This is a genomic window from Streptomyces solicamelliae (assembly GCF_045348655.1).
GTDB classification, from domain to species: Bacteria; Actinomycetota; Actinomycetes; order Streptomycetales; family Streptomycetaceae; genus Streptomyces; species Streptomyces solicamelliae.
Genome location: NZ_CP160404.1, coordinates 3,463,730 through 3,475,631 on the forward strand (window position 1 = coordinate 3,463,730; position 11,902 = coordinate 3,475,631).

At 72.6% G+C, this 11,902-nt stretch carries 11 protein-coding genes and 2 tRNA genes; 1 reads left to right on the forward strand and 12 read right to left on the reverse strand.

Annotation, left to right across the window (positions count from 1 at the left end; translation table 11 throughout):
* Positions 1-17: 17 nt before the first annotated feature.
* The 12 genes from ABZO31_RS16075 to ABZO31_RS16130 all read right to left on the reverse strand — a co-directional run bounded on the left by ABZO31_RS16075 (position 18) and on the right by ABZO31_RS16130 (position 11,061).
* Entirely contained in the window at positions 18-1,562 is a 1,545-nt protein-coding gene (locus ABZO31_RS16075) for an MFS transporter (RefSeq protein ID WP_406861909.1), read from the reverse strand.
* Between the two features lie 96 nt (positions 1,563-1,658).
* Complete coding sequence (locus ABZO31_RS16080; RefSeq protein WP_406861910.1) at positions 1,659-3,770, reverse strand: ArnT family glycosyltransferase; 2,112 nt, start codon at positions 3,768-3,770, stop codon at positions 1,659-1,661.
* A complete protein-coding gene (locus ABZO31_RS16085) occupies positions 3,767-5,047 on the reverse strand; it encodes a glycosyltransferase (protein ID WP_406861911.1) in 1,281 nt (426 codons plus the stop codon). Before ABZO31_RS16085 ends, ABZO31_RS16080 begins: the two co-directional genes overlap by 4 nt.
* 26 nt (positions 5,048-5,073) lie before the next feature.
* The gene (locus tag ABZO31_RS16090) at positions 5,074-6,594 is read right to left on the reverse strand and encodes a sensor histidine kinase (protein WP_406865370.1); all 1,521 of its coding nucleotides are present in this window, start codon (positions 6,592-6,594) and stop codon (positions 5,074-5,076) included.
* Positions 6,595-6,731: 137 nt separating this feature from the next.
* A complete protein-coding gene (locus tag ABZO31_RS16095; protein ID WP_406861912.1) occupies positions 6,732-7,472 on the reverse strand; it encodes a response regulator transcription factor in 741 nt (246 codons plus the stop codon).
* A gap of 40 nt (positions 7,473-7,512) precedes the next feature.
* Positions 7,513-8,424, reverse strand: a complete 912-nt coding sequence (locus tag ABZO31_RS16100) for an amidohydrolase family protein (RefSeq protein ID WP_406861913.1) — start codon at positions 8,422-8,424, stop codon at positions 7,513-7,515.
* On the reverse strand, positions 8,414-8,746 hold the full coding sequence (locus ABZO31_RS16105; protein ID WP_406861914.1) for an antibiotic biosynthesis monooxygenase family protein: 333 nt from the start codon (positions 8,744-8,746) through the stop codon (positions 8,414-8,416). Before ABZO31_RS16105 ends, ABZO31_RS16100 begins: the two co-directional genes overlap by 11 nt.
* 89 nt (positions 8,747-8,835) lie before the next feature.
* Positions 8,836-9,690, reverse strand: coding sequence for a DUF2797 domain-containing protein (locus ABZO31_RS16110; protein ID WP_406861915.1), 855 nt, complete (start codon positions 9,688-9,690; stop codon positions 8,836-8,838).
* A gap of 26 nt (positions 9,691-9,716) precedes the next feature.
* The gene (locus ABZO31_RS16115) at positions 9,717-10,070 is read right to left on the reverse strand and encodes a hypothetical protein (RefSeq protein WP_406861916.1); all 354 of its coding nucleotides are present in this window, start codon (positions 10,068-10,070) and stop codon (positions 9,717-9,719) included.
* A 96-nt stretch (positions 10,071-10,166) separates the two neighbouring features.
* Positions 10,167-10,239 (reverse strand) — tRNA-Arg (locus ABZO31_RS16120).
* A 126-nt stretch (positions 10,240-10,365) separates the two neighbouring features.
* Entirely contained in the window at positions 10,366-10,899 is a 534-nt protein-coding gene (locus ABZO31_RS16125) for a MepB family protein (protein ID WP_406861917.1), read from the reverse strand.
* Positions 10,900-10,970: 71 nt separating this feature from the next.
* A tRNA-Ser gene (locus ABZO31_RS16130) sits at positions 10,971-11,061 on the reverse strand.
* 235 nt (positions 11,062-11,296) lie between these two features.
* Between ABZO31_RS16130 and ABZO31_RS16135 the strand changes: the two genes are divergently transcribed.
* Positions 11,297-11,755 carry an SSI family serine proteinase inhibitor gene (locus ABZO31_RS16135; protein ID WP_406861918.1) on the forward strand — a complete coding sequence of 153 codons (459 nt, stop codon included), beginning with the start codon at positions 11,297-11,299 and terminating at the stop codon, positions 11,753-11,755.
* Positions 11,756-11,902 lie beyond the last annotated feature (147 nt).

An 11,902-nucleotide genomic window follows, 5' to 3' on the forward strand; every position in this document is an offset into this window, starting at 1 on the left:
AGTGGTCCGTGACCATGCTAGGCAGCCACGGCCGACTGCTCGCCCTCCGCGGCCTCACCGGCGGCCTGCTCGGACCGCTCGGCCCGCTTCAGCAGCGCCGCCGCCAGCAGACCGCCGGCGAACACCGCGACCGCGCCGACCAGCTGGCTGGTCTGCAGGCCTCGCGCGAAGGCGTCCGAGATCTGCGCCCGCTCCGCCTCGTCGCCGGCCGCGGCCAGGGCCGCCGGGAGCGAGGTGGCGGTGACGGTGACCAGCGCGGCGAACCGGGCGTTGAGGACCGCGCCGAGGACGGCGACGCCGAGGCCGTTGCCGAACTCCGCGAGGGTGCCGTTGACGCCCGCGCCGACGCCGGCCTTCTCCGGCGGGATGGCGCTCATGATGGCGTTGGCCATGGCCGGGTTGGAGACGGCGAGGCCGACGCCCATCAGGACCAGGCCGAGCAGCATGCCCCAGTAGGTGCCGTCGGAGCCGCCGCCGATCAGGGCGATCGAGCCGAGCCCGGCGGCGACCAGGGTCATGCCGACGGTGACGGTGAGCGGGGTGCCGAGCTTCATGACGATCCGCGGGCCGACGCCGGTGAGGTTGAGCGCGACCACGGTCAGCGCGAGCGGCGCCATCCGCAGACCGGCCTCGAGCGGCTCGTAGCCGAGGACGAACTGCAGGTGCTGGGTGAGCAGGAAGAGCGAGCCGCCCATGCCGAACATGACCAGGATGGCGCCGGCCACCGCACCGACGAACTTCTGGTTGCGGAAGAAGTGCATGTCGAGCATCGGGTACGGGATCTTCAGCTCCCACACCGCGAAGGCGGCGAGCACGACGAGGCCGATCGCGGCCGGCACCAGCACCTCGGTGGAGGTCCAGCCGTGCTCGGGCCCGGTGATGATCGCGTAGACGGCGGCGGTCATGCCGACGGTGGAGAGCAGCGCGCCGAGCAGGTCGGGGCGGTCGCCCTGCGGGTTCTTGGACTCCGGCACCAGCTTCAGCACCGCGACCAGGCCGACGACGGCCACCGGGATGTTGATGAGGAAGATCATTCCCCACCAGAAGTGGTTGAGGATCGCGCCGCCGATCAGCGGGCCCGCGGCGAAGCCGAGGGAACCGACCGTGGCCCACAGCGCGATGGCCTTGACCCGCTCGGAGTCGTCGAAGATCTGCATGACGACGGCGAGGGTGGTGGTCATCAGCAGCGCGCCGCCGACGCCCATGCCCGCGCGGGCGGCGATCAGCTGCGCGGTGGAGTCGGCCAGTCCGGCGGCGAGCGAGCCGAGGCCGAACAGCGCGAGACCGACGGCGAGCAGCTTCTTGCGGCCGTAGCGGTCGGCCGCGTTACCGGCGGTGAGCAGCAGACCCGACTGGACCAGCGAGTAGGCGTTGATCATCCACTGGATGTCGCTGGTGGAGGCGTGCAGTTCGGTGGTGAGCGAGGGGATCGCCACGCTCAGGACGGTGTTGTCGAGCAGCACGGTGAGCTGGGCGAGACAGATCACGCCGAGGATCAGCCAGCGCTGCGGATGACGGCCGCTTGTGGCGGCCGGTGTGCCGGCGGTGGTCGTCGCCGTCATGGTTCCCCCTTGTACGGTGTACGAGACGTGACGTCGTACACCGTACAAGGGATCCTCGTACGCTGTATAGCGATTTCTCGGCGAGTTGTGGACGCCCTACTTCCGCTTGGTCAGGTCGTAGAGAACGGCCCCGTCGAGAGTGGTCTTCTCGAAGGTGTCCGCGACCCACGCGGCGATGTCGCTGCTGGTCCCGCCACCGGGACCGCCCATCCGCATCCCGGCGCCCTCACCGCCTTCGCCGCTGCCGACGAACCAGTGGATCCGCCCCTGGGCGACGTACTGCTTGAACTGCGCGAGCGTCGGCGACGGGTCGCTGCCGTTGAAGCCGCCGATCGCCATGACCGGCTGCTCGGTGGCGAGTTGGTAACTGGCCGCGTTCTGCGCGCCGACCGCGGCGGCGACCCACGTGTACGCGTCGGCGTCCGCGGAGAGCGCCGCCTTCGCCTCGGCGCCGACGCTCGCACCGTTGAGGAGTCCGCCGGGACCACCGCGGCCGCCGGGACCCATGGACGACGAGCCCCGGTTGCCGTCGCGGCCGAAGCCTCCCGGGCCGCCGGGGGCGTTGCCGGGTGCCGTGCCCTGGGTGGGGGGCATGCCGCCGGGGTTGCCGGGGGCGGCTCGGTTGCCGGGCGCCGTGCCCGGGGGGACGGCCCGGCCGTCAGGCCCGTACATGATCATCATGCGGCCCCGGCCGCCCATGGCCGCACCCGACGGGCCGGCCGTCACGATCGAGCCCTGGTGTCCCGCGTCCACCGTCGCCAGCGTGTACGCGACCGGTCCCGCGAGGCCCGCCGCGAGCCCCAGGCCCGCGAGCGCCAGGCCGAGCCGCCGGTCCGCCCGGCCGGCGAACAGCAGCCCCGCGGCGGCCGCGAGGCCCGCCACCAGCACCGTCGTGCGCAGCCACGGCAGCCAGTCGGGCGTGCGGCCGAGCAGCACATACGCCCACACGGCCGTCCCGGCGACCGTCGCCGCCAGCGCCGCCGACGCGGCCCAGCGGCCCCGCTCCTCCCACAGCACCGCCGCGCCCATGCCGGTCAGCGCCGCGACAGAGGGGGCCAGGCCCACCGTGTAGTACTCGTGGAAGATCCCCGCCATGAAACTGAACACGGCCACCGTCGTCAGCAGCGACCCGCCCCACACCAGGAACGCGGCCCGAGCCGTGTCGGTGCGCGGCGCCCGCCGGGTGATCACCAGACCCGCGACCAGCAGGAACAGCGCGGCCGGCAGCAGCCAGGAGATCTGCCCGCCGACGGAGTCGTTGAACATCCGCAGCAGACCGGTCTCGCCCCAGCCGCCGCCCCCTGCGCCTGCGGCTCCTCCGCCGGGCAGCTGCTCGACGCCCTCCGGGAGACGCATCGTCCTGCCGCCCCCCACGCTCCCGACCTCGTTGCCGTTGAGCCGGCCGAGGCCGTTGTAGCCGAAGGTCAGCTCCAGGAAGCTGTTGGTCTGAGAGCCGCCGACGTACGGGCGCGAGGACTTGGGCCACAGCTCGACCGCCGCCACCCACCAGCCGCCGGAGACCACCAGCGCGAGCCCTGCGCCCGCGAGCTGTCCGAGCCGACGCCCGAACCCGACCGGCGCGCACACCGCGTACACCAGGGCCAGCGCCGGCAGCACCAGGAACGCCTGCAGCGTCTTCGCGAGGAACGCGAAGCCGAGCGCCACCCCCGCCCAGACCAGCCACTTCGTCGCGCCCTGCTCCAGCGCCCGCAGCACGCAGTACACGGCGACCGTCGTCAGCAGCGCCAGCAGCGCGTCCGGGTTGTTGAACCGGAACATCAGGGCCGCCACCGGCGTGAGCGCGAGCACCGCGCCCGCGAGCAGCCCCGCCCCGGCCCCGAACCGCCGCCGCACCGCGGCGTACAGCACGGCGACCGTCGCCACGCCCATCAGCACCTCGGGCACGAGGATCTGCCACGACCCGAGCCCGAACAGCCGCACGGACAGCGCCATCGGCCACAGCGCGGCCGGCGGCTTGTCCACGGTGATGGCGTTGCCCGCGTCGAGCGAGCCGAAGAAGAATGCCTTCCAGCTCTGGCCGCCGGCCTGCGCCGCGGCGGAGTAGAAGGAGTTGGCGTAGCCGGAGGCACCGAGATTCCACAGATAGAGCAGCCCGGTGGCGAGCAGCAGCAGGAGGAACACGGGCCGCACCCAGGGCGCGTCGTCGGCCCGCCCCCGCCACAGCTTTCGGAAAACGGTCGTCGTCATCGCACATCCTTGGAAGCCGCTCGCTCCGGGAACACCCAGAGCCGGAAGAGAAGGAACCGCAGCACGGTCGCCGCGAGGTTGGCGGTGATCAGCACCGCGAGTTCGGCGGAGTGCGCCGGGGCGCCGGTCGCCACGCCGAGCGCGGCGAGCGAGCCGCTGGTCAGGGCCAGGCCGATACCGAAGATCACCAGCCCCTGCGCCTGGTGGCGCAGTGCGCGGGCCCGTCCCCGTACGCCGAAGGTGAGCCGCCGGTTGGCGGCGGTGTTGGCGACGGCGGAGAGCAACAGAGCTGCCGCATTGGCGAGTTGGGGTCCGACCCCGAGCCGGAACCCGGAGTACAGCGCCAGATGCAGCACGGTGGACAGCACCCCCACCGCGCAGAACCCCACCACCTGCCGGGTCAACCCACCCGGCACGCCCGGCAGTTCACGGTCCCGCGGGTCGTCCCCGAACGGCCGGGCCAGCCGCTCCAGCGGCAACGAGCCGGTCGCGAGGGCCCGCCCCACCCGCCAGACGCCCTTCAGGTCCTCGGTCGCCGTCCGCACGATGTGCACGGTCGAGTCGGGGTCGTCGACCCAGTCGACCGGCACCTCGTGGATCCGCAGCCCGGCCCGCTCCGCCAGCACCAGCATCTCCGTGTCGAAGAACCAGCCGGTGTCCTCGACCATCGGCAGCAGCCGCTCTGCGACCTCCCGCCGGATCGCCTTGAACCCGCACTGCGCGTCGGAGAACCGCGCGGCCAGCGAGCCGCGCAGGATCAGGTTGTACGCCCGGGAGATCAGCTCCCGCTTCGGCCCGCGCACCACCCGCGAGGAGCGGGCGAGCCGGGAGCCGATCGCGAGGTCGGAGTGGCCCGAGATCAGCGGGGCGACCAGCGGGAGCAGCGCGTTCAGGTCGGTGGACAGGTCCACGTCCATGTACGCGAGGACCGGCGCGTCCGACGCCGACCACACGGTCCGCAGGGCCCGCCCCCGCCCCTTCTGCTCCAGCCGCACCGACCGGACCTCGGGCACGGTCGTGGCCAGCCCGGCCGCGATCTCGGGCGTGCGGTCGGTCGAGGCGTTGTCGGCGACGGTGATCCGGAAGGCGTACGGGAACGTGGCGGCGAGGTGCGTGTGCAGCCGCCGGACGCAGGGTTCGAGGTCCTTCTCCTCGTTGAACACGGGGATCACGACATCGAGTACGGGCGGCCGGCCGGCGCCGCCCACGGGCAGATGCTCGCGGGCGGGGAGGGCCGGGAGGGCGGGGAACGCCCCCGCCAGGGTGTCGGTTCGCATGCCCCAGACGGTTCCGGGGCGGGCTGTCACGCCTGTGTGATGAGCCTGTGGTCCGGCTGTGAGGTGTCCTGGGTCCGGGGCAGCCGCACGGAGAACGTCGTGCGCCCCGGCACGGAGTCGACGCTCGCCGCGCCGCCGTGCGCGGCGACGACGGCCCGCACGATCGACAGCCCGAGCCCGGTGGACCCGGCGTGCCGGGAGCGGGAGGCGTCGCCGCGCGCGAACCGCTCGAAGACGTGCGGCAGCAGCTCGGCCGGGATCCCCGGCCCCTCGTCCTCGACGTCGACGACCGCGGCGTCCGCCCCTTCGATCCGCAGCCGCGCGGTCACCTTGGTGCCGGGCGGGGTGTGGGCGCGGGCGTTGCCGAGCAGGTTGAGGAGGACTTGGTGGAGGCGGGCGGAGTCGCCGCGTACGCAGACGGGCTCGGCCGGCAGCTCGACCCGCCACCCGTGACCGGGCCCGGCGGCGCGCGCGTCGCTCACGGCGTCCACGACGAGGGCCGACAGATCCGTCTCGACGACGTCGAGCGGCCGCCCGGCGTCCAGCCGGGCCAGCAGCAGCAGGTCCTCCACCAGCCCGGTCATCCGGACCGCCTCGGACTCGATCCGCCCCAACGCGTGCCGGGTGTCGGGCCCGCACTCCTCGGGCCCGCGCCGGGTCAGCTCGGCGTACCCGCGGATCGAGGCGAGCGGGGTGCGCAGCTCGTGGCTGGCGTCGGCGACGAACCGCCGGACCCGGGTCTCGCTCTGCTGCCGCGCGTTCAGCGCCGCGTGGACGTGGTCCAGCATCCGGTTGATGGCCGCACCGACCTGCCCGACCTCGGTGCGCGGATCGGCTTCCGGCACCCGCTGGTGCAGGACCGGTTCGCCGCTGTGCAGGGGGAGTTCGGCGACCTGGGTGGCGGTGGCGGCGACCCTTCTGAGCGGCCGCAGGGCGATGCGTACGAGGACGGTGCCGGCGAGCGAGGCGGCGACCAGGCCCGCGCCGGTGACGCTCAGCTCGACCACGATCAGCGTGGACAGCGCGTCGTCGACCTCGGCGAGCGGGGTGCCCACGAGGTACGTGCCGTTCACCCCGACCGCGTACGCGACACGGTAGGAGCCGAGGCCGGGGAGCTCGGCGGTGTGCGGCGCGTCGTCGCGGGGGACGGCGGCGAGGGCGGCGCGCTGCTGCTCGTCCAGGGTGCGCAGCTTGTAGCGGGGGCCCTCGGTGTCGTCCGCGACCTCGGTGGAGACCGCGGCGGTCTGCAGTTCCCCGTCCAGAAGCACCGCGCCGACGGTGCCGAGGGGGGCGCCGGGTCCGACCAGGAAGCCCATCGGGTCCTTGAGCCGCAGCCCGTCGAACGACGCGGGCCCGCCGCGGTCCGGGTCCGGCAGCAGCGTGGTGGGCTGCGGCCCTGCGGCCCGCCCGGCGACCTCGCGCAGCCGGCCGTCGGCCTGGTCGTACAGGTACGACCGGAACGCGATCGTGGTCACCGTGCCGATCACCGCGGCGACCACGGCGATGAGGACGACGGCGGAGACGACGAGCCGCGTACGGAGGGACAGAGGCGCGCGAAGACGCCCGGGGAAGCGCCCACGAAGACGCCCGGGGAAGCGCCCGGGAGGACGTTCGGGGAAACGCCCGGCCAGCCACCCCGGAAGACGCCGCCCGCGGCGACGCCCGGCGAGCACCCTCACCGCCCCTACTCCGCGGGCTTGATGAGATACCCGGCCCCGCGCCGGGTGTGGATCATCGGCGCCCGCCCGGCATCGATCTTCCGCCGCAGGTAGGAGATGTACAGCTCGACGACATTGGCCTGCCCGCCGAAGTCGTACGACCAGACCCGGTCCAGGATCTGCGCCTTGCTGAGCACCCGCCGCGGGTTGCGCATCAGGTACCGCAGCAGCTCGAACTCGGTGGCGGTGAGGTGAATGGGGTCGCCGCCCCGGGACACGTCGTGGCTGTCCTCGTCGAGCCGCAGGTCGCCCACGACGAGCACGGAGTCGTCGCGGGCGGCCGCGGCCGCGCCGGAACGGCGGATCAGGCCGCGCAGCCGGGCGACGACCTCCTCCAGGCTGAACGGCTTGGTGACGTAGTCGTCGCCGCCGGCCGTGAGCCCGGCGATCCGGTCCTCGACGGCGTCCTTCGCGGTGAGGAACAGCACGGGCACGTCGGGCAGTTCGCGGCGCAGCCGGCCGAGGACGGCGAGCCCGTCCATGTCCGGCAGCATCACGTCGAGCAGCACGGCGTCCGGCCGGAACTCGCGCGCGGCGCGGAGCGCCGAGGCGCCGTCGCCGACGCTGTGGACCTCCCAGCCCTCGTACCGCAGGGCCATGGAGAGCAGTTCGGTGAGCGACGCCTCGTCGTCGACGACGAGCACGCGTACGGCGGTGCCGTCCGGTCTGAGCATCTCGGTTCGCCCCCGGGGCGTCGTGGTGGTCATGGGACCACGCTCGGCGGGGGTGCTGAGAGCGTCCTTGGCGCTATCTGTGAATTCCCTGAGAAACCGACGCGAGCGGAAGCCCGAAGAGCCGCGCGGCATTGTCGTGACAGACGCCCCGCAGCCAGTCGTCCCCCAGGTCGAGCCGGGCGAGGGCGTGGAGCTGATGCCCGTAGGGATACGGGATATTGGGAAAGTCGGAACCGAGCAGCACACGGTCCCCGAGATCGAGCAGCCGCTTGCGCGCGTCCAAGGGGAAGGGCGAGAGCCGCTCGGCGAAGTCGGTGAACGCCATGGTCGTGTCGAGGAAGACCCCCTCGTACCGCTCGGCGAGGTCGAGGAAGTCCCCGTACTCCGGCATCCCCATGTGCGCGACGATCACCTTGAGCCGCGGATGCCGCGCGAGCAGCCGCCGCATGGGCTCCGGCCCGGTGAACCGCCCGGGCGCGGGCCCGGACCCGCAGTGGACGACGGCGGGCACCCCGGTGTCGGAGAGCAGCCCCCAGACGTCGCGCAGCTCATCGTGGTCGGGATCGAAGTCCCCCACCTGAAGGTGCACCTTGAACACCCGTGCCCCGCCCTCGACGGCCCGGGAGACGTAGTCGAGCGCACCGTCCTCGGGATAGAAGGTCGCGGTGTGCAGGCAGCCGTCCGTCCGGCCGGCGAAACGGACGGCCCACTCATTGAGCCACCGGGCCATCCCCGCCTTGTGCGGATAGAGCATCGCGGTGAACGCGAGCACCCCGAACCCGCGCAGGATCTCGACCCGGCGGTCCTCCTCCTCGCGGTAGGCGATGGGCCAGGCGACGCCGGTGAGCGGCCCGACGGAGTCGAAGTACGCCCAGACCTTGTCGAGCACGTTCTGCGGCATGAAGTGCGTGTGCACGTCGATGAGCCCCGGGAGCCGGAGCTCCCGGGCGAAGGCCAGGGGATCGGCGTCGGCGCTAGCGCTCATAGTGGTAGCTCTGCTCGACGCGCCCGATGTGGACGCTGTACCGCTCGTACCAGTGCTCCCGCCCGTGCCGCTTGGCGGCCTCGTGCTCGGCGTCGTCCCGCCAGGCGGTGAGGGACTCCAGGTCCCGGAAGTAGGCGACGGTGATCCCGATCCCGCCGGGGGTCCGGGCGGACTCGTAGCCGAGGAACCCGGGCACGTCCTGGACGCGCTCGTGCATCCGCTGCACGGTCTCGCCGTACCCCTCGGGGTCGTCGGGCCGGACGGAGGTGAAGACAGCGGTGTAGTAGGGCGGTTCGAGACCGGAGACAAGGGTGTGGGTCATGTGGATCACGATGCGCGCCGGGATTCGAAGGTGTCCAGGGAAGCGGGCCAAAGGGATCCAAGCCTTTACCCACCCCCCGGCGCCGGCCCTCAGAACAACCCGTCCTGCTCCCCCACGGCGGCCCGCAGCACGGGCACGGTGACGGCGGCACCGGCAGGAGCGGCGACGAGTTCCCATCCGCTGAGCAGCCGGGTGTCCAGTACGAGACACCGCCCGTCGACGCCGAGCAGATGCAGATCGGGCCCGGCCGCGGCGATCAGCCGCCCGGCGACGACACCCCCGTCGACGAGCTCGGCAACGCTCCCGGACGGGGCGGGCAACCCGTCGAGCCCGAAGACATCCCCCTGGTCGTACGCGGCGAACTCCACCACCTCGAGCGTCTCGGCCCACCGGGGCACGGCGACGACCCGCCGGTACAGCTCCTCGACCTCGCGTGCGCGCGCCTCGGCCGGCGGCAGCGCGTGCCGCACGGCGCGCTTGCGCGCGTACGGCACGCGATCCGGCACGGCAAGGGCACGCCGCAGGACCTCCTCGGTCCGCCGCGCGGCCATGAGCGCCCCCCGCCCCAGCCAGCAGAAGACCACGGCCCCCTGCTCGAGCAGCCGGGCGTCCCCCCGCTCCTCCGCGGTGATCCCCACCTTGACCAGTCCGGGCCCGAACCAGGCGAGGTACACCCGATAGATCCGCGGATCGTCGACGAGGGTGTCCGCGGCCACGGAACGCGCCCGGTCGAGCCGCGCGCACTCGGGGCACCGCCCGCCGGTGGAGGCCCCGGGGACGACGGCCCCGACGGGACACCGATTCCCGCGAGCCCCGACACACCCCCGCACGCCCACGGCCCGAAACCCGAGCTCCCGCCCGTACTGCAACCCCGAAACGGCGCCCCCTTCCCACCGCAACAGAGCCCCGGCGTCCGCCCACCGCACCCCGACACACCGCCACACCCGAACTCACCTCCCTGCCGTACGCCCTACAGATCCGTCCAGACGTGCGGCTCCAGGTACAGGTGCTCGCCCCGGAAGAACCAGTCCGCCAGGTCCGTCAACCGCTCGATGCACGCAACGTAGTAGTCCTCGGGCTCCGGCCTCGGAAAGCGCGGATGGGCCGTGAACGAGGGAACGTCGGTCGCCACGTGGTAGTACCCCTCCGCCAGCCACCGCGGAAGCTGCTCCGTGTCCTGCATCCGTTCGCACACGGCGCGCATGGCCTTCTCCAGCCTGGAGAACCCCTCCCGGTCCCAGACGAGGTCACTCCGCAGCCCCAGCAGGAAACTCCCGGGTTCCGAGCGGAACTCCTGCTCCAGCGTCTTCAAGGCGTGATCCATGCCCGGCATCGTGCCAGGCCGGTGATGTGGCATCACCGGCACGTGGCCCCGGGAAACGCGAGAGGCCCGGACTCTCGTCCGGGCCTCTCGTCTGTGTGCACTCGGCAGGATTCGAACCTGCAACCTTCTGATCCGTAGTCAGATGCTCTATCCGTTAAGCTACGAGTGCTTGTTCTGTTGTTGTCTTCGCTCCCCGGCCTTTCGGCCCGCTCGCGGCGACAGGAAGAACATTACATGACTGCCGCCGCCATGTGAAATCCATTAGGCGCACCCCTTGTGACCTGCTCAAACGTGCTCAGCATGGGGCTTGCGGGTGGTGGAGGGCCCGGGCTCGCGCCAGGTCGGCGGGGCCGTCCTCCCCGAGGTCCAGGAACCAGTTCAGCTGCCACGCCTGGGTGCTGTGCGCCTGGCGGCTCGTCGTGGTCGCCCACGGCGGGTAGACGCGGAACCCCCGCTTGCCGCCGGAGCCGTGCCGGGAGACGATCCCGCGCTCGCACAGCTCCTCGCGCGGGAGGACGAACTGCCCGAAGCGGCCGCCGTCGCGGCTGCTGACGACGCAGAGGTCCAGCCCGTCATCGGCGTCGAAGGGCCGGATCGGCCCTTCCTCCGACCGCTGCCACAGGGTGACGAACTGGCCGGCCTTCCTCGGGGTGGTCTTCGCGACACGGAACCGGACCGAGAGCCCGTCGAGCGTGAAGCCGTGCGCCGCGTACTCGGTGCTCTCCGGTTCCGGTACCGGTCGTGAGCAGGTGAAGCCGCTCGGGTCGTACACCCGTGCCTTCGCCTCCGACAGGTCACGGTGAAGCCCTGCCCAGGACTCGCTCGCCATCGTCTCCTCGATCCTCCGGAAACGACTCAGGGAGTTCGGCCCTGTGGGGCCGAACTCCCTGAGTCGGAGAGCGGAGGCGGAGGGATTTGAACCCTCGATGGGCTTTAAGGCCCAAACCGCATTAGCAGTGCGGCGCCATAGACCGGACTAGGCGACGCCTCCTTCACGCCCCGCGCGGGCGCGGGTGGTGCGTGCAGATGATGACACAGCCGAGCCGGGTGTCACCAATCGGTTCCCACCGTACTAGGCCGCCCGGCCGCAGGGCAAAGCCCTGCGCTTGCGCAACGAACGGGCGTGCGGAGCGTTAGAGCAGGGGGGGTCGGTCCTCCGTCGGTCCTCCCCCTCTCGCCCCTCTCGTACCGCCTCGCTCCACCCTTCGTACCTTTCGGGAGTTCGCATGCTGCGCCGTCTCGCCCTCACCACGGCCACCGCCGCCCTCGCCCTCTCCGCCGCGCCCGCCGCCGGCGCGCTTCCCGTGCTGGACGGCCTGCCGCCGCTGCCGCTGCTGTCCTCCGCCCCCGACCGCCTCACCGTCGTCGTCAACGGCAGCGCCGAGCGCGCCGCCAACGGGACCTTCGAGCTGGAGTGCGGTACCGCCGGGCCGACCGGCGGCAACCACCCCGCCGCCGAGCACGCCTGCACCCGCCTCGGGCAGCTCGCCCGCGCCGGGAAGGACCCGTTCGCCGCGACCGCCTCCGACCGCATGTGCACCATGCAGCACGGCGGCCCGGCCGTCGCCCGGGTCACCGGCACCTGGCAGGGCCGCAGCGTCGACGCGCGCTTCGACCGGACGAACGGCTGCGAGATCGAGCGGTGGCGGAACCTGGAGCCCGTGCTGCCCAGCGTGCGCCGGTGAGCCCCCACGGGCCCCGCGCCCGTCCCCACCTGCGCGTCGTGTGACCGTGCCGTACGCCGTCGCACACAATCCTGCACAGTGCTCCCCCGCATCCGCCGCCGCGGCCTTCGTCTCAGCCTTTAGACTCCTGCAGTGACAGGTTGAGGT